This is a genomic window from Mycobacterium venezuelense, assembly GCF_054919535.1.
In genome coordinates, this window is record NZ_JBONDW010000004.1 from 150,874 (window position 1) to 167,624 (window position 16,751).

The 16,751-nt window shown below is 63.7% G+C and carries 15 protein-coding genes; 7 read left to right on the plus strand and 8 right to left on the minus strand.

Going from position 1 to position 16,751, the window contains the following annotated elements:
* Positions 1-65: 65 nt before the first annotated feature.
* From ACRCUN_RS08140 to ACRCUN_RS08165, 6 genes are all read left to right on the plus strand, one after another.
* Entirely contained in the window at positions 66-854 is a 789-nt protein-coding gene (locus ACRCUN_RS08140; protein WP_462141125.1) for an SDR family NAD(P)-dependent oxidoreductase, read from the plus strand.
* A complete protein-coding gene (locus tag ACRCUN_RS08145; RefSeq protein WP_462141126.1) occupies positions 832-1,494 on the plus strand; it encodes a VOC family protein in 663 nt (220 codons plus the stop codon). The genes ACRCUN_RS08140 and ACRCUN_RS08145 overlap by 23 nt, the downstream gene beginning before the upstream one ends.
* On the plus strand, positions 1,491-2,225 hold the full coding sequence (locus ACRCUN_RS08150; RefSeq protein ID WP_462141127.1) for a hypothetical protein: 735 nt from the start codon (positions 1,491-1,493) through the stop codon (positions 2,223-2,225). Before ACRCUN_RS08145 ends, ACRCUN_RS08150 begins: the two co-directional genes overlap by 4 nt.
* Before the next feature lie 90 nt (positions 2,226-2,315).
* Positions 2,316-2,768 (plus strand): pyridoxamine 5'-phosphate oxidase family protein, encoded by a 453-nt coding sequence (locus tag ACRCUN_RS08155; protein ID WP_462141128.1) that lies wholly within the window; start codon positions 2,316-2,318, stop codon positions 2,766-2,768.
* Positions 2,769-3,730: 962 nt separating this feature from the next.
* Positions 3,731-4,213, plus strand: coding sequence for a hypothetical protein (locus tag ACRCUN_RS08160; protein WP_462141129.1), 483 nt, complete (start codon positions 3,731-3,733; stop codon positions 4,211-4,213).
* Between the two features lie 466 nt (positions 4,214-4,679).
* Positions 4,680-5,747, plus strand: a complete 1,068-nt coding sequence (locus tag ACRCUN_RS08165; protein ID WP_462141130.1) for a phosphotransferase family protein — start codon at positions 4,680-4,682, stop codon at positions 5,745-5,747.
* Between the two features lie 429 nt (positions 5,748-6,176).
* Here ACRCUN_RS08165 and ACRCUN_RS08170 read toward each other — a convergent pair whose 3' ends face one another.
* From ACRCUN_RS08170 to rpsF, 5 genes are all read right to left on the minus strand, one after another.
* The gene (locus ACRCUN_RS08170; protein WP_462141131.1) at positions 6,177-9,251 is read right to left on the minus strand and encodes a replicative DNA helicase; all 3,075 of its coding nucleotides are present in this window, start codon (positions 9,249-9,251) and stop codon (positions 6,177-6,179) included.
* Between the two features lie 518 nt (positions 9,252-9,769).
* Positions 9,770-10,225 carry a 50S ribosomal protein L9 gene (rplI, locus tag ACRCUN_RS08175; RefSeq protein WP_462141132.1) on the minus strand — a complete coding sequence of 152 codons (456 nt, stop codon included), beginning with the start codon at positions 10,223-10,225 and terminating at the stop codon, positions 9,770-9,772.
* Between the two features lie 20 nt (positions 10,226-10,245).
* On the minus strand, positions 10,246-10,506 hold the full coding sequence (gene rpsR, locus ACRCUN_RS08180) for a 30S ribosomal protein S18 (protein ID WP_462141133.1): 261 nt from the start codon (positions 10,504-10,506) through the stop codon (positions 10,246-10,248).
* Between the two features lie 35 nt (positions 10,507-10,541).
* On the minus strand, positions 10,542-11,036 hold the full coding sequence (locus tag ACRCUN_RS08185; protein ID WP_462141134.1) for a single-stranded DNA-binding protein: 495 nt from the start codon (positions 11,034-11,036) through the stop codon (positions 10,542-10,544).
* A 72-nt stretch (positions 11,037-11,108) separates the two neighbouring features.
* Positions 11,109-11,399 (minus strand): 30S ribosomal protein S6, encoded by a 291-nt coding sequence (rpsF, locus tag ACRCUN_RS08190; RefSeq protein WP_029371044.1) that lies wholly within the window; start codon positions 11,397-11,399, stop codon positions 11,109-11,111.
* Between the two features lie 180 nt (positions 11,400-11,579).
* Here rpsF and ACRCUN_RS08195 point away from each other — a divergent pair, with 180 nt between their 5' ends.
* Positions 11,580-12,236: a hypothetical protein gene (locus ACRCUN_RS08195; protein WP_462141135.1), complete on the plus strand. Its 657-nt coding sequence runs from the start codon at positions 11,580-11,582 to the stop codon at positions 12,234-12,236.
* Here ACRCUN_RS08195 and ACRCUN_RS08200 read toward each other — a convergent pair.
* From ACRCUN_RS08200 to ACRCUN_RS08210, 3 genes are read right to left on the minus strand one after another with little or no spacing between them, the layout of a single operon-like run.
* Positions 12,227-13,861, minus strand: a complete 1,635-nt coding sequence (locus tag ACRCUN_RS08200; protein ID WP_462141136.1) for a glycosyltransferase family 87 protein — start codon at positions 13,859-13,861, stop codon at positions 12,227-12,229. The two genes, ACRCUN_RS08195 and ACRCUN_RS08200, sit on opposite strands and share 10 nt — an antisense overlap.
* Complete coding sequence (locus ACRCUN_RS08205) at positions 13,858-16,317, minus strand: transglycosylase domain-containing protein (RefSeq protein ID WP_462141137.1); 2,460 nt, start codon at positions 16,315-16,317, stop codon at positions 13,858-13,860. The genes ACRCUN_RS08200 and ACRCUN_RS08205 overlap by 4 nt, the downstream gene beginning before the upstream one ends.
* Positions 16,310-16,732, minus strand: coding sequence for a DUF5318 family protein (locus ACRCUN_RS08210; protein ID WP_067850108.1), 423 nt, complete (start codon positions 16,730-16,732; stop codon positions 16,310-16,312). The genes ACRCUN_RS08205 and ACRCUN_RS08210 overlap by 8 nt, the downstream gene beginning before the upstream one ends.
* Between the last annotated feature and the right edge of the window lie 19 nt (positions 16,733-16,751).

Here is a 16,751-nt window from a genome sequence, read left to right on the forward strand (position 1 = left end):
CGAGATTCGAAGTTCACTTTCATCAGGACGTCATCGAATGACGGGACTATCAATGGAGATGGCACATGGACTACCTGCTTTCAGGAAAGACGGCGATCGTCACCGGCGGGGCGTCGGGCATCGGACTCGAGACGGCGAACCAGTTGCTTGCCGAAGGCGCCAACGTCCTGGCGGTGGACATCGACGTCGACCCCCTTGCTGGTCGGCAGGACCCGCAGCTCGGGTCGTTCCAGTGTGATCTCACGGATCCAGACTCGGCGTCGGCCGCGACCGCTGCAGCGCTGGAGGCGTTCGGCTCCATCGACATCCTGATCTCGTGTGCCGGGATCGCGCCAGTCCGAAGCAGCTCACTCGAGGGAACCGACGCTGATTGGCGGCGCACACTCGATGTCAACTTTCTGAGCATCGTGCGAATGTGCCGCGAAGTGGTGCCTCACATGAAAGCCGCCGGCGGGGGATCGATCGTCAGCGTTGCCTCCGATGCCGGCCGAATGCCTGACCCCTTCTTCGCTGAGTACAACGTGTCCAAGGCGGCGATCCTCATGTTCATGAAGGCACTGTCGATTGAGTTCGGTGGCGCGGGAATTCGTGCCAACACCGTCAGTCCGGGCCCTGTGCGCACACCGATGTGGGACCGGCCGGGTGGATTCGGCGATTCCGTCGCTGAGTCTTTCGGGATGGAAAAGGAAGCCGCGATTGAACACTTCGCCGTCAACGTTCGCAAGCTCCCCCTTGCCCGACTCGGCACGGTAGCGGAGGTGGCGGCGGTCAACGTCTTCCTCGCGAGTCCGCTCGCATCATTCGTCACGGGTGCCGAATACACGGTGAACGGTGGCAGCATTCCGACCGTTTGAGATGAAACTTCCTACTGCCGGACGCGCGATCTCGCTGGTGACAGAACTAGAACTGGAGGTACACGTGACGACTCAATCTATCCCTACCGCAACCAATGTCGACCATGTCAGTTGGTCGGTCCATGACCTCGATGCTGCCGTGTCCTTTTGCGTCGAGGTTCTCGGAGGTCAGGAAATTCTCCGGGCCGGACCTTTCTCCGATCCCTCCGGCGACTGGATGTCTACGCATTTCGACGTTGACGCCCGCGCCTCGGCCACACTTGCCTACGTCAGGCTCGGGGCGACTCAAGTAGTGGAGTTCATCCAATGGAGCACCACGAATCGAGAAGAAGAGTGGCCGCTGAACAGTGATGTCGGGGCGTCACATCTGGCGATTCACGTGGGCGACATCGACCAAGCGATGCGATACCTGAAAGAGCACGGATGTAGTGCGTGCGGCGGCCCGGTCCTCCTCGAAGGTGTGCCCCATGCCGGCGTGACCATTCTCTACGTCCGAACGCCCATCGGGTTGCTGCTGGAACTGGTGTCCCGTCCCGCGCATGAGCTCCCCTACGAGTCCGCCACCGATGCTCGCCTGCTCGCGCCGACGCAAGAGTGGAGCAACGGACCATCTGCACCTACGAACAAGGAAACGTCATGAGTGTTGACAGTGTTGCCGGCCCGGATGTCGTTCCGCTTCCACGGGAGATCATCAAGGACGCTCGAATGATGATTATCGGGTACCGGCCCGCGGATCCGGCCGCGGCGCGACGGGCCCTCCCGAGCCGGTTGGAGCCCCACCCCGACGGAGTCGTGCTGCTCAACCTCTGGGCCGCAGAGGATCCCGGACGCTCGTCGGGCATGGGGACCTACGGTCGCCTCTCGTGCGGCTACATCGCTCCAGAAGTCAGCGGATACGACACCCAGACAAGTGATGGCAATGCGACTGGGCACGGCCGCTTCTTCGCGCATCACTGGTTGGAGTCCGCGGGCATGCGGTCCTTCGCCGAGGCGTCATGCGGAAACCGTGCCGACATCGGATATGTGCAGCAGACCGAGCCGCATCCAGGCGAACTGGTCCAGGAGCTCTACGTCGACGGCAAGGTGGTCGTGAGAACGACGTCGTCGGTCAGTACCGAAAGGTTGGCAACGATCGGCGGGCACTTGAACTACTTCACGACCTTCGCCGGCCCGGATGATGGTGAGCAGATCGCGCGGGTCGCGGTACCGTTCGTCGCCGACGTGAAGGAGGCTCAAGTCAAGTCGATCGAATGGCTCTTCGATGCCGATCATCCCGCTGCGGCGCTAGCTCCGAGTTCGGACCCGGACGTGGCCAGCGTTCTCTACGGTGACATCACCTGGGCCCCGTTCACGGTGGCCGAAATACTCTGAAGTCGTCGCGACGACAGCCTCTCGGTTGCTCGAAGCGGTTGAGGGTATTGAGATTTCACGTGAGGTACGTACGTCGAGAGGTAGAGAACAATGGCTTATGACTTTCATCCGGAGGCCCGCGCGCTCATCGAGTCACGGCCGTGCGCACATCTGGTGACAATGCGGCCCAACGGCCGCCCCCATGTGTCCTTCATCTGGATCGACATAACGAACGACGGGCAGATCCAGTTCGGAACACCTCCGTGGCGGGTCAAGGGAAAGAACCTCGCACACGATCCGAAATGCACTCTCTCGATCCAGGATGATCGGAAACTTGAAAGCGGTTTGACCCGACATCTCCTCATCGAAGGCATCGCGTCGATCGACAATGATCTCGAACGCGGCCAGAGGTTCATGGATCAGCTGTTTCACAAGTACACCGGCGCGCCCAGCTTCGAGCTGAACGAAGGCGGGCATCTCCTCGTCACTGTTGACGTCACACGCGTCTCCGGCGTTGGGCCCTGGCACACCGGAAAGACGACGTCCTATGGGACGCCGATCTGAGCTGGTCTGGATTATTTACGGGTTGCCTTGTGAAACGGTATGTGCGTTGACGAAAGGTCCAGTGCTGCAAGGAATACTTGGACTTCCGGCGGTGCAACGATTCCTACGAACGCACATAGCTTCTCGAGCTTCGTGTCATGCCGCAGTGCTGTGACCTGCGGCAGCTCACCGTGCCTCACCTGATGTCATCCCCGAGTTGTCTCATATTCGTGTTATTTCTCATGAGCGCACATGTTGGTGGCTCGGCTCGCTGTCCGCGACAGCGTCGTGTGTGAATACATTCACGATAGATGCCGTCACCGTGACATCACAGGCCGCCTCGAGCTCGGCTCGGAACCGTCTGCGCAACAGTTTATTTGCGTGCAACGCAACTAGATTTGGGAGCCACTGCCGGCACTAGGGAGTACCGGCGAAACGGCCCCTCCTTTTCGCGGTAAATACCCAGCCATCCGTAGGCCTTCACATTGCCCACCCGCGGAGATCTGTTGCCTCGAAACGAGATACGCAGCGCACTGGCCTCGATGGAACCCGCCAACGCCCCAGCCCAGGCCAGCACCCCTGGCATCTATCAAATTACGGGCGTAGCTTCTTCTTCGGCGGCCTTCACATGGCGATGGCTGGCGGAGAGTCGTTATTAGATTCATCCTCTTCAATCTGGGCAACGGCAGCGGCAAGGAGCTGCAGCGCTCCGTGGGGATCTCGCTGGATACCGGGGTTGGGTTCGAGTGCCCTTATCTCGCGAGTAGACAACTGCCGGATGACCGCCGCTGGCGTGCCCCTTTGGCTGGCGGTGGTGTCCTGGGGCCGGGCCAGAAGGGTTGTGATGATCGCTGGGTGGGCAGCGCCATTACACCACGTAAGAGGCCGGGTGAGCGTTAGCGTCGAAGTCAGGTAGCGCAGTACTCGCGACATGGGGGGCGCCATGTCGAATGCTCGCATTGAGCTTGAAAAGGGGTGAGCACGTGACCGCATTCATGGAATACGGCCTAACCGCTGAATGTCTGCTGACGTGGTACCCGAAAGGGTCGACCGAGAACTTGAGCGATCCAAAGATGGAGGGCAAGACGACCGAGTTCTCGCCCGCAAGCTTCGCTAGTCCTGGTCTGGGCATGGGCACGAGTCAATCGATCAACTGGGGCCGCGGGTGGTCGGCTGCTGCTGACGCATTCGATACCGAACAAAAGATCGGCGCCAACATCACTGTTGTTACACCTCCAAACGCCTTACTTCCCACCATCGAGGCCACATTGGAGCTCTATGTGGGCAAGGTGACCCGACGTAGGAAGCTCGTCTTGCCACCGGATACGACAACTGCGTTCATGCTGAATGCCGACGCCCGATCAAATGAACCGCGCCTGGCAGACACAGCTGCTGTGTTCCAGGGCGTATTCATCACGGGTACCCGGCGCGGATTGATGGTCATCCCATGGCTCGGTCGCGGTTGAAAGCCCCACACCTCGGCGGCCACCGCGTTTCCCCACGGCAGTTACGGCCGGGTCTCTCAAGAACATTCTTGATGAGCTGTCGACCGAGGTTGCGTGTAGTCGGTCCAGAGTATTCGCAGCCACGCACGAAGCCGAGAAATCTCAGTCGGTGCCAATCGGCCACTCGTTGGCCATTCGGATTGAGATTGGCGATCTCAAATGAGACGCACAGTACTCACTCAACACCAGTACCTCACCAGTACCTCGTCAAGTGTGTTTCACCACGAATCGTCGTTGAGCAACTGGTCGACGTTGTGGCTATCGATTTCGATGTCGCGGTCTGAGCCCGTGAGCAGCACGCTCGGACGTGATCTGTCGCCGATGCCCACTTCGCCAATCTATCTAGCATCTCGGCGTAATCCGTTCCTTCCTCGCTGGGCCCCCTTCGATCAATCCGATCCGTTGCACGCCGCGTTAACGTGGTGATGTGACCCACGATGCAGAAGCCATTGTGCTGCCCACCAAGCTGCAGGGTATCGACGCCACATTTCTGACCCGTGCATTGTCTCGTCGTCATCCGGGCACCGAGGTGTCCTCCGCTGTCATCGCTGACCTGCGCCAGGGCTCGGCAAGTAGTTTGCGGGTGCGGCTCGAGTACCGGTCGAACCCACACGATCTGCCCTCGTCGATGTTCATGAAGGGTGACTTCATCGATCATGACTTCAGCTCGGCCGCGGCCTTCGCTGGAGAGGCGCGCTACTACGAGCACCTAGCCCACAGCTTGGACGATGCCGTCGTGCAGCCGCACGCCTACTTCGCCGGAATTGATGCCGGCGGTCAGGCGATTGTCCTGTTGGAGGATCTCTCCCGACGCGGCGTCGTGTTCGGAGACTGCGAGTCCCCGCTCGACACCGACACTGTCGCCGACGGCGTACGCCAGTTGGCGGCCATACAGGGTCGTTACTGGAGCGGAGAGGGACTTGACCAGCACAGCGACATCGTGGACATTTCGACGGTGTCGGATCTGATGTTGTTCTTGGTTCAGCCGGAACACTTCGACGACTACATCAACCGCGACCGCGCCGACTTCCTGTCTGCACCGCTGCGTGACCGAAGCAAGATCGAACGAGCGCTGCGGGCGATGTTCGAGTCCGACAGCCACCTACCGAAGGCGTTCGTTCACGGAGACGCACACCTGGGCAACACGTTTCGGGAGAAGTCGGGGCGGCTGGGGTTCTGCGACTTCCAGGGAATCGGACTGGGCCCCTACATCTGGGATGTCACCTATTTCGTCACCGGTTCTTTGACCCCTGCCGATCGGCAAGCTGCCGAGCGGGATCTGCTGGCGCTCTACCTGGAGGAACTACGGAGTCACGGCGTCACTGACGCGCCCACTCTGGAGACTGCATTCACGGCACACCGCCGGCACATAATGCATGGATACCTCAGCATTCTCACGCCCGTCGAAATGCAACCCGACCGGTTCGCCGTAGCGATGGGCCGCCGCTTCGCGGAGGCGGCAGAAGACCTCGATACCCTCGCAAGCTTTGCGTGACCGAGCCGTCACGCGGTGCACACCCGAAAGATACACCGGAGCAGGGACTTTGGCCCACATCAGCTGAAGGTGGACATACGCCCGGTGTATGGCCCCCACGGGCCGGCCGATCAGATCATGCTGGGCAGAACTGCGATCCGCGTGCACGTCTCCACGAAAATGCCAGGCTGAGCATTCTGACTTCGGGTTTGATGAGCACGGCGCAGTCCGAATAGTGGCACAGTGTCAGTGCTTCCAGCCTTGCTTTGAACGGAAACCGTCACATCGGCGGTCCGTCCACCGCCGGACCCGCCTCGACCATCTCAATCTCACGGGCGGAATCCTCCGAATCCGTCCCCGGTGCGTCTCACATTCATTGCACAAGTGCAGTCCGAGTGCAGCCGACTTGAGAAGGTGCAGTCAAACTTGAGAACCTACAACAGCGCAAAACTATCGCGCCATATTCGTGAACCGCGAAAAATGCAGCTGGTGGGCGACGGTGATGTTCGCCGTCGGGCCGTTACGGTGCTTGCCCAAAATAATGTCGGCTTCACCGCCGCGCGGGTCATCACGGTCGATCGCGTCGGGCCGGTGGAGCAGCATGACCATGTCGGCATCCTGTTCCAAACTATTATGAGCCGAAATGCCTTGTGCCACAAAGTTATGCGTGCCCGGAACAGTTCCATCGTAGACGTCTTGTTCGCCGATGCTGGTGATCTCGACGATTTCGTCCCAGAACACGTCGTTGATCGCGAGGTCGTGCAACTCGACGTCGTTGAGGAGTGCTGCCGCACGATGTAACCGTGACCTGCTGGGTGCATGCTTCCACATCGCCGAGCCGCAGAACTGCGTGCCCATAGCGACGGCGAAGCTGCGATGCGACATCTTTTCGCGGGCCAGCGCCGACTTCACTTGCTGCCAAACCTGTTTGGGCACCGTATCGAGATTGGTGTTGCGGGTAACGCCTTCCAGGTTGGTCAGGACCTCGCGCGCCGACTCGCCGCGCGCGCCGTGCACACCGACGTGCGCGAGGAACCGTTTCTGGTTCTCCGCGCCATAGATCAGCACATGCCAGGAGTCGCGGTAGCCCGTCTTCTTGGCGCGCTTGATGCGCGCATACACACCAACTCGCAGCAGCAGCTGCGTGACGTCGTCAGCCAACTGCCGGCTTGTGGTCGCGTAGTAGACGCGGCCCTGGCCGGCCTTGGCGTCCCACCGCACCGACCCGTCGGTCGCCCACAGGTGCTTGAGGAACAAGGCCACCTGATCATTGGGCAGCGCGAAAACCTCTTTGGGAACGAACTTTTCGTAGCTGCGCTTACCAAACAGCCCGAGGTTGTCCAACCATTCGGCGATCGGATTCCGCTTGCCGTGAGTCAGCCGGTAGGGCGCGGGCAGCCGCATGGTGGTGACCCGCGCGGCCGGGTAGTCGTCGCGGATCGGCGTGATGCCGAAGTACGCGGCAGAGATCTCGACGGCGTCCAGATTGGCCTCGTCGATGGACGCGTAGCGGATCGGCTGACGTTTCACGCACGAGCCGTCGCCGATCATGTGCGCGAGCATCACGACCTCGGAGTCGTGCATCCGCTGCGTCTGCACGGGCTCGGGCACCCGTCGTGGCGTGGCCAAACGGTCGCCAGGTTTCAGCTCTCCCAACGGAACCCAGCCGTCCACGGTGAGGAACGGATGATTGGCGGTGGCCTCGACTTCGCGTCCGGACGCGAGCCGGAGCTTGAACACCTCTTTGTGCCCGCTGTAGAACACGTTGGTCATGGACCGGGCCACCATGCGCTTGCGCTCGTCCAGTGTCCAGACCAAGGGCCGTTCGCCGGTGGCCATCAGTTCGCCGAAGGTGACCTCGGCGCCGGTGTCCGCCCGGAGAATTCGCGTGTTCGCGGTCAGGCAGCCCGACTCACGGAGGTCGGACACCTGCGGCCGCTTGTCGGTGCGCTGCTCGGGACCACGGTTCAGCTGACTGATCGCCACCACGGGAACGTCGAGTTCCTTGGCCATCAGCTTGAGGCTTCGCGAGAAGTCCGAGACCTCTTGCTGACGCGACTCGTACTTCTTGCCCGAGCTCATCAGCTGCATGTAGTCGACGACGACGAGTCGCAGGTCGGCCTTCTGGGCGAGCCGCCGGCCTTTGGCCCGGATCTCCATCATGGTCAGGTTCGGTGAGTCGTCGATGTAGAGCGGCGCCTCGCTGATCTCACTCATACGGCGGGCGAGACGGGTCCAATCGTCATCGCTCATACGGCCCGAACGCATATCGCCCAGCTTGATCTTCGCCTCGGCCGACAGCAGCCGCATGACGATCTCGGACTTGCTCATTTCCAGCGAGAAGATGACGCTGGCCATCCGGTTCTTGATCGAGCAGGACCGCATGAAGTCGAGCCCGAGCGTGGAGTTGTGGGTGGGCACCATGCCGCGACCGGCCAGGTACAGATGCGCCGAATTGTCGACCTCGACGCAGCGCACCGGCACGCTGGGCAGACGGCGTACCGCGGCGATCTGTGCCACCGCGGTCAGCAGGTTGCCACCGCCGGAGGGCGCCACAACGGAGTCGCGGCCGGGCCGCAACGCGCTCGTCGTACGGATGCCGTGCGCGGTGGGCCACTGGTGTTGTGCGTCGGCGACGATCGTTGTGCCGTCGGAGAACTCGACCGTGAAGCACGGCCGGTCAAGCATTACGTCGGTCGCGGCCAGCACCCGCGTCGGCTCACCGTCGGACGCGAGCAGCCAGTCCCCCACCGCGACGTCGCCCATGGTGGTCCAACCGCCAGGCGTGGGTAGCGGGGTGTCGAGCGCGAGCGCCTTACCCACACCAGGACGCGCGGCGATGATGATCATCTGCCCGGCGTGGAGCCCGTTGGTGATCTCGTCGAGTTCGGTGAAGCCGGTCGGCACACCGCGGGCGATACCGCCCTGGGATGCGATGGCGTCGATCTCGTCCATCGTCGGCTGCAGGAGGTCTTCGAGGGGCACGAAGTCCTCGGAGGCGCGGCGCTCGGTGACGTCGTAGATCTCGGCCTGCGCCCGGTCCACCACCTCGGTGACATCGGCGCCGTCGGCCCCGGCGTAGCCGTACTGGACGACGCGCGTGCCGGCCTCCACGAGCCGGCGCAGCAGTGACTTCTCGGCCACGATGCCCGCGTAGAACCCGGCGTTGGCAGCGGTGGGCACCGTGGAAATCAGAGTGTGCAGGTAGGGCGCTCCACCGATGCGGCGCAGCAGCCCGCGGCGGTCGAGTTCGGCGGCCACGGTGACAGCGTCGGCGGGCTCACCGCGCCCGTAGAGGTCGAGGATCGCGTCGTAGACGTTCTGATGCGCGGGACGGTAGAAGTCGCCGGGACGCAGCCGCTCGAGCACGTCGGCGATGGCGTCTTTGGAAAGGAGCATGCCGCCCAGGACCGCTTGTTCGGCAGCCATGTCCTGCGGAGGTTGGCGACCGAACTCCTCACTTGGCGGCGGCCCGTCCATACCGGCATGCCCATCCGGATGTCCCAGGTCGTCCACGACAGCCACGGACTACCCCACCCCCTCACGAGACCTGCCGACGACAAGCTCGAACGTCTATTCGAATAGGTACTGCAACTGTAAAACAGGGCGCCGACAGATCGTTGCAACGCGCCGCGACGCAACACGTTAGGCGTTGCTGGCGACCCCCGAAAGCCAGCCTGTTGATGGAGCTGTGGATGGCATGGGGAAATCTGTGGGCAGGTGTGTTGAGTCGTTGGGGAGAACCTGTGGATTACCGCGTTGTGATCCACTGTTTTCCCAGGTCAGGATGCCAGGTGCCCGGTGGATCACTGTGGATGGGAAATTCTTCGGCGTGTCGCTGCTGGTTGCCGTCTCGGGCGTGTTGTGTTTCACGGAGGGGCCACCTGGGTTAACAGCCGGTTAGCTTCGCTGTCGAGGTTTTCGCGCAACGTGTTCGCCAGCACGGACAGCAACGCCCGGGTGAGGACCGGCTAAGGTCCTCACCCGGGCGTATCAGCGCTGGCGGTACTAAGCGGCGACTACGCCGCCGCGCACTCGGCTACTTACTCGGCCACGACGTTCAGCGACACCTTGGCTTCGACGCCAGTGTGCAGCTTCACGGTCACCGGATGCGTACCGACGGACTTGATGTGCGCCTTGGGCAGCTGCACGGTCCGCTTGTCGAGATTCGGCCCGCCGGCCTTCTTGATGACCGACACGACATCAGCCGCGGTCACCGAGCCGAACAGCTTGCCGGTGTCGGCGGCGGCGTTCACAGGCAGCGACACCTCGCCGAGGTTCTCGAGCGCGGTCTTGAGCTCGTTGGCGTGCTCGAGGCCACGGATGGCCTTGGTCTCGCGGGCCCGGCGGATCTCGTCGGCCTGGCGCTCGGCGCCACGCGACGCCACGATCGCCAGCCCACGGGGCAGGAGGTAGTTACGGCCGTAGCCGTCCTTGACCTCAACGGTGTCGCCTGCGACACCCAGGTGCTCCACCTCAGCGGTGAGAATCAGCTTCATATCTCTCTCCGTTCCTGGCTCTAGCGCGTCGACGAGCCGAACGGCAGCAGAGCCACCTCACGGGCATTCTTGACCGCGACGGCGACGTCGCGCTGATGCTGGACACAGTTGCCGGTCACCCGGCGGGCACGGATCTTGCCGCGCTCGCTGATGTAGGTGCGCAGCAGTGCGGTGTCCTTGTAGTCGATGATCTGCCCCTTGCCCTTCTTGGAGCAGAACACGCACTTACGGGTCTTGACCGGCTTTTCCGGTGCCGGCCGACGCTTGTTGGTCTTGGCCATTGGTTATCTCTTCCTTGCAAAAAATTCGTTGTTGATCAGAAGGGCGGCTCGTCGTCGGCCCCGCTGAAGGAACCCGACGCCGGGGCGCTGCCCCACGGATCGTCCTTGGGCTCGGACTGGCGGGATCCACCACCGCCGCCACCACCGAAGCCGCCGCCACCACTGCGGCTGGCCTTGTTGACCTTGGCCGTGGCGTAGCGCAGGGACGGACCGATCTCGTCGACCTCGACCTCCACGACGGTGCGCTTCTCACCCTCACGGGTTTCGAAGGACCGCTGCTTGAGCCGCCCGGTGACGATCACCCGCGAACCGCGAGTCAGGCTTTCGGCCACGTTCTCGGCGGCCTCACGCCAGATGTTGCACCGCAGGAACAAAGCCTCGCCGTCCTTCCACTCACCGCTCTGGCGGTCGTAGATGCGCGGCGTCGACGCAACGGTGAAGTTGGCGACGGCAGCGCCGGACGGCGTGAAACGCAGTTCCGGGTCGGCGGTCAGGTTTCCGACAACGGTGATGGTGGTGTCACCAGCCACGAGATCCTCCTGAGTGGACGGACAGTTGGGCGCGAGCCTACGCAACCTGCATGACAGGTTGCAGCGCTTCGCCTAGTGCTTGTCGGTCCGCAGCACCTTGGTCCGCAGCACCGACTCGTTCAGGTTGAGCTGACGGTCGAGCTCGGACACGGTGGCCGGCTCAGCCTTGACGTCGACGACGGCGTAGATGCCCTCGGCGTGCTTGGCGATCTCGTACGCCAGCCGGCGACGGCCCCAGATGTCGACCTTGTCGACACTGCCGCCGTCCTTGCGGACGACGTTCAGGAACGTCTCCAGCGAGGGAGCTACGGTGCGCTCGTCAAGTGTGGGGTCGAGAATGACCATGATTTCGTATGGACGCATTAGAACCTCATCACCTCCTATGGTCGTCGCGGCCACGGCGTGTTCCGTGGCAGGAGGGTCGCCTGCGTCGGCAACCGGCCCAGGCTACCTGAACACCTCCTGAACTGCGAAATCGGTGCTGTGCGGGGCCGCCGCCTGGCGATAGGCTGAATTCCTTATCCATGTAGCCGAGGTGGTTGTGTGAACTATCCGTACGGTCCTTACGGTCAGGGCTTCCCTGGCCAGCAGCCAGGACATCCGCAGCAACCCGGTTACCCCCAGCAGCAGCCCGGCTACCCGCAGCAGGGATATCCACCGCAGGCCGGATACCCGGGCGGATACCAGTACCAGTACCAACCAGTGCCACGCTCCTCACCGAGCGGCGGCACCGCGATCACCGCGATCGTGCTGGCCGGGCTCGGTGGCGTGGCGAACTTCTTTGGCGGCCTCCTCATGGCCTTCGGTCTTGCCACGATCATGGAAGACGCGACCTTTCAAAACACCTCCGCGGTCACCGACGGTGCGTGGACGGCGCTGATCGCCATCGTGATGCTGAACATCGTCTGCGGGCTGCTGCTCCTGGTCGGGACAGTGATGTTGATGCTCCGCAAGATGGTTGGTCGCTGGCTTGTAGTCGCAGGATGCACCGTATCCGGTCTGAGCGTCCTGATCAGTCTGACGTTGGTGGCCTCGACAATAGGAGACTACGAGTACAGCCGCGGAGCAGGGTCTGACCTTGTGGGTCTGCTGTTTGCGATTGCGACGCTCGTGCTTGTGTTGCTGCCGTCCACTACCGCGTGGATTCAGGCGAACCGGAATCCGGTTCCACCCCAGTACTATCCGCCGTATCAGGGCTGAGCACCGACCGAAGCGGGCTCAGGCTCGGGGTCGGGCTTTGGTTCGACCCGCACGCGGCCCGTCGACGGCCGAAGCCAGTCGGGCAGCCAGCGCGGCGGGTTGTCGCGAGCTCCGTCGAACACGCCGCCGGTCGGGTCGTCGACGCGCCCGCCCCACCGGACGAGATCGAGCTGCGGACGGTAGATCTGACGAATGACCAATGCGCACAACGCAATAACTGCGATATCGCGCAGCAGCACCGTCGTCGTGAACCACTGTTCGGGCAGACCCTTGTTGGCCTCGCCGTACAGGTAGAGCATGCGCGGAATCCATACGAGCGCGTCAATCGTCATCCACGCCAGCAGGATTCGTCGATGCGGTAGCGCCAGCACGGCCAGCGGCACGAGCCACAGGGAGAACTGCGGGCTCCACACCTTGTTGGTCAACAGGAATGCCGCGACCACCAAGAACGCGAGTTGCGCGACGCGCGGCCGCTTGGGCGCGGTCAGAGCGATGTAGCCGATCGCAATGCAGCAGGCCGCGAACAGCATCGCCGTTACGGTGTTGAGTACTGTCGGCGGTTCCCAGAAGCCGAGCTCAGGATCGAATCCGCGCCAGTTGGTGAACGACTTCACCACGTTGTAGAGGGAATCCATGTCGTCACCGCGGCGGGTGTTGAGCCGGAAGAACTCCGACCAGCCCCGCGGGAACAACACCATGATCGGAAGGTTCACCGCCAACCAGGTCAGCACCGCGGTCAGCGCGGTCTTGCCGACCTCACGCAGCCGGCCCGCCCGAACCGCGAGCATCACGAGCGGGACGAGGAGCAGCAGTGGATAGAGCTTGGCCGCGACTCCGAGCCCGATCAACGCGCCGGCCAGTACGGGTTTTCGCCGCGCCCACGCGAGCATCGCGCCTGCCGCGGCGGCGGTGGCCAATGCGTCGAAGTTGGTGAAGATCTGGAAGATCACGATGGGCGATCCGGCCACGAGCGCGGCGTCCCACACGCGTCGGCCTGCCATTCGCGACGTCGCCCAGATCGTCGCCAGCCAGGCCAGCGCCAAGCCGAACGCGGCGATGTTGAAGAACATCACGACCTCGGCGATGATCGGGATCGCGACGAGCTTGGTGAGCGCGGTGTAAGTCTTCGCCAACGTCATCGAGACGTATTGGTAGACACCGGTGATCACCGGATATTCCATGTAGCGGATCGCGGGGCTGCCGTCGTACTGGACCCGGGGCTTGCCGGTGCCGTCCTTCTCGATCCAACTCGACTTGTAGGGAAACTTCCCCTGGTTCAACAACTCCGCGGTGTAGAGCGGGACGGTGTCGGAGTAGCAGAGCTCATAGTAGGCGCGGTTGTTCTCCCAGTTGGCCACCCGCTGCCCGGCGGTGCCGGTCCCGGTGCTCTGTAGGCAGGCCGCTTTCGTCGTGTAGCCGAGCGCCAGGAACACCACCGCGATCACGAGCATCGCGCGCAGCGGCGTCATGAACCACGACCGGCCGATCAGCGCATGCCGGCCCACCGGACCGCCGACCACTTGTGAGAGCGCCGAACTCAGACCGTCGGTGCGGCTGGGCAGGTCGCGGTCGTCATCGCTCCGAAGGTCTCCCGCGAGGGGCGCCGGCGATACGCGGTCCGTCACGGAGGCGGCGGCTGTGCCGGACCACCCGGTACAACCGGGACGCCGGGCGCTCCCGGCGCCACTGGCACACCCGGCGCGCCTGGCGGCGGTCCGATCGGCACGGTCGTCGGAGGCCCGATCGGGATCGTGATGCCCGGAGCCACCTCGATGGTCGGCTGGATGACGGTCTGTGACGGCAGCGCGGGGTTGGTCGGCGGACCGGACGTCGGCGGTCCGGCGGGCGTGGCAGGAGCCTGCGGCACACCCGCGTAGCCGCCGATCTCGGTGGGCTTCGGGAAGGACTCGTTCTCGGTGTCCTCCAGCGCGCCGTCCATCGTGGCCTTCCAGATGTCGGACGGCAGCCCGGATCCGTAGACCGGTGAACCCCATTGGTTCTCGAGCGGTTTGTCGCCACCGGTGGTACCAACCCACACCGCGGTCGACAGCGACGGCGTGTAACCGACCATCCAGGCGTCGCGGTTGGCGCCCGTGTCACCGAGCTGGTTGGTTCCGGTCTTGGCCGCCGACGGACGCCCGCCCGCGAGGTTGTGACCGCGCGAGTACCCGGCGATCGGCTGCATCGCCGCGGTGACGTTGTCGGCCACCGCCTTGTCGATGCGCTGTTCGCCGTTGTCCTGTTCGGACGCGTCGAACAGGACCTGACCGGAGGAGTTCACGACCTTCTGCACGAAGTGCGGCTTGTGGTACACGCCCGACGCCGCGAGCGTCGCGTAGGCGGAAGCCATGTCGATTACGCGGGACTGGTACTGCCCGAGCACCACACCGTTGTTCGGCGGGCCGCCCTTGCCGTCCTCGGACAGCGTGTGCTCGACGCCGGGGAAGCTCTCGGCGACGCCGGCCTCGTGCGCGGCCTTGGCGACGTCCTCTGGCCCGTTCTGGAGCTTGAGCATCAACCGGTAGTAGCTCGTGTTGAGGGAGCGCTTGAGCGCCTCGGCGATCGAACAGGTGCCGCAGCCCTCACCTTCCACGTTTCCGATCTTGATCCCATTGACCGTGAGCGGTGAGCTGTCGACCTGGTACCCCAGCCCGATGCCTTGCTGCAGCGCGGCCACGAGCGCGAACACCTTGAACGACGAACCCGTCGGCAGGCCGGCCTGGGCGAAGTCGAACCCGTTGGCGTCCGATCCGCCGTAGTAGGCCTTGACCGCGCCGTCGCGTGGATCGATCGACACGACCGCCGTCCGCATGTCGGGATCCTGGCCGTCCATGTACTCGGCCACGGCTTCCTCGGCGGCCTTTTGCGCCTTGGGGTCGATCGTCGTGGTGATCTGCAAGCCCTCGGTGTTCAGCGCCTGCTCGCTGATGTCGAACAGGTCGAGGAGTTCCTTGGTGACCTGGCGTTCGATGAGCCCGTTGGGCCCGGTGGTCTGGTTCTGCTGGGTGGCCTGATCGGGCGGGATCGTCGGCGGGAAAACCTGTGCCTTGCGGTCACTTTCCGACAGCGCGCCGATGTCGACCATGCCGTCGAGCACCCAGTTCCACCGGTCGGCGGCACCCTCGGGATCCACCGCGGGATCCAGCGTCGATGGCCGCTGGATCAGCGCGGCAAGCAGCGCGCCGTCGGCGACCGTCAGCTGTTCGACGGGTTTCCCGAAGTACGCCTGCGAGGCCGCCGCGATGCCGTACGAGCCGCGGCCGAAGTAGATGATGTTCAGGTAGGCCTGCAGCACAGAGTCTTTGGACCATTCACCGGCCATCTTGGTCGAGATGACCAGTTCCTTGGCTTTGCGGACCAGACCGCCGACACCCGAACGCTCGTCTCCGACGAGTGCGTTCTTGACGTACTGCTGCGTGATCGTGGACCCGCCCTGCAGGCCGCCGCCGCCGAACAGGTTGTTCTTGATGGCCCGCAAGAAGCCCGTGAACGAGAACCCCGGATTGGAGTAGAAGTCCCGGTCCTCGGCGGCCATCACCGCATCGCGCACGTGCACCGGGATCTGGTCGATCTTGACGTCGACCCGGTTGCCTTCCGGCGGCACGATGCGCGCGATCTCGCTGCCGTCGCTGGCCAGGATGGTCGACACCTGGGCGGTGCGGATGTCACCGGGCTGCGGGACGTCGACGATCATGTACGCCATACCGAAGGTCACCAACGGCAACAGCACCATGACCGCGACCGCGGCGATCGACCCGCGACGCACCCACTTCCAGTTGATGCGGAACTGCTTGCCCGGCTTCGGGGGCTTCGGACCCGATGGCCCCGACGGTCCGCCGCCGCCCGGTGGGGGCGGCGGTGGTTTCGGAGGAGGCGTGCCGTCGAGCGCGGCCTTGACGACGTCGATCGGCGCGGGGCCGCCGTCACGGACGGGCGGCAGCACGGCCGTCAACCGGTCGTCGGGCGGAACCGCGGGACCGGAACGAGCCGGCCGGGCCGGTGGCTTCTGGCGTGCACCAAGGCGGTCAGCCGCGTTACGGACGTCGTTGGCTGACCGGCTGTGGCGCCCTTCGCTATTCACTGGCCGTGCGCGCGGACTTGCGCGCAGATCGGGTGCCGCGCGCCTTCGGAGGCCGAGGGGCGCCGAGCACGTACGACTTCACCAAGTGATTCCAACTGCAGGTCCGACATACCTCCACCACGTGTACCGCGAACTCGTCATAGCGGCTGGCCAACATCACCAGCTCCTCTGCCGTGCGTGCCGATCCCGACACTGGACCCAGGTGTTCCCCGAACACCCAGGAAACCAACGTGAGCTGTTCTTTGCGACAGATCGGGCACATCACCGAGCTCTGCTTGCCGTGGAATTTCGCGGCACGCAGCAAATACGGATTGGCATCGCAGACCTCCGACACACCCGTGCGGCCCGAGTAGACCTCGGCCAGCAGGGACCGGCGCCGAAGCGCGTAGTCCACCACCTGTCTCTGCAATCGCACGATGACCAGAGTACGTCGG